This window comes from Treponema endosymbiont of Eucomonympha sp. (genome assembly GCF_001028545.1).
Genome location: NZ_BBPW01000215.1, coordinates 1 through 1,026, shown reverse-complemented (window position 1 = coordinate 1,026; position 1,026 = coordinate 1). Strand labels below are relative to the sequence as shown.

Annotated in this window: 1 protein-coding gene; it reads left to right on the top strand. The window is 57.6% G+C overall.

The window, feature by feature from the left end:
• Positions 1 to 1,026 (top strand): integrase (locus tag AWU74_RS11765; protein ID WP_187150891.1); only part of this gene is annotated, 1,026 nt, incomplete at both ends.

Sequence of the window (1,026 nt, the reverse complement as noted above, 5' to 3'; positions counted from 1 at the left end):
TGGTAGACCAAAAGACAGGGTTGAAGCTCACTGCGCGAAGCACGGGGGAGGATAACCGAGACGATGCGCTGCTTGTTGTTGCGGACTGGCTCAAAAACGGGATACCGAAGCCCCGCATGAATAAAGGCGACCGCAGAGGCGTACACGCGGCGTTTGACCTGCAATCTATCCTGTCGGGAATACGCAAGGCTGATATTGATACGGCGGGCGCTATGGCGATAGTGAACGCGCTCAAAGCCCGCGAACTGATAGATATAGGAACTGTGCCGAAATCAAAAACCGCAAAGAAACTGGTGCCGGAACTGCTCCGCTTTTGGGACTATGAGCAATCGGAGTATATCCGCGACAGGCTGGCGCACGGGCACAGCATAGGCAAAACACACGCGCGCGAAATGACCTACCGCGTAAAGAAGAACTGGGCAGCCGGTTTTGCCGACAAGCCGCTTATGGGCGTTACCCGTAAAGAACTGAAAAACTTTGCGTTTGCCCTGCTTCAAAGCGGGCTATCGGCGGCAACCGTAAATATCACCATGAGCGCAGGGCTGACCGCGTTTGCGTACTGGCACCGCGAAGGCGTTGTGCCGGTCAACCTTGCCGAAGGCTTTGAACGCTTCACCAGCGACAAAGACAAGCGCGGCATATTGACCGGCGGAGAAGCGGCGGCATTGTTTGCGCGGACGTGGAGCGACAAAGCGGCGCGGGCTGGCAACCTGCTTGCCGCGACAACCGGACTGCGGGCGGGCGAGGTGCTGGCTTTGCGGAAAAGCGATATAGGCGACACGGTGCTAAACGTAGCGCATTCGTGGAGCCGCGCGGACGGACTGAAATCGCCTAAAAACGGCGAGGCTCGGAAAGTGCCGCTGTTGCCGGAAGTGCGGGAAGCACTGATTGACCTGCTCAAAGACAACCCGCACACCGACTATATCGACCCGTTCCTATTCTGGGGAATTGACGCGGACAAGCCGCGATACGACAGCAAGTTTTTGCTTAAAGGCTTGGCCGGCGCGCTTTCCGCCATGGGCAGAC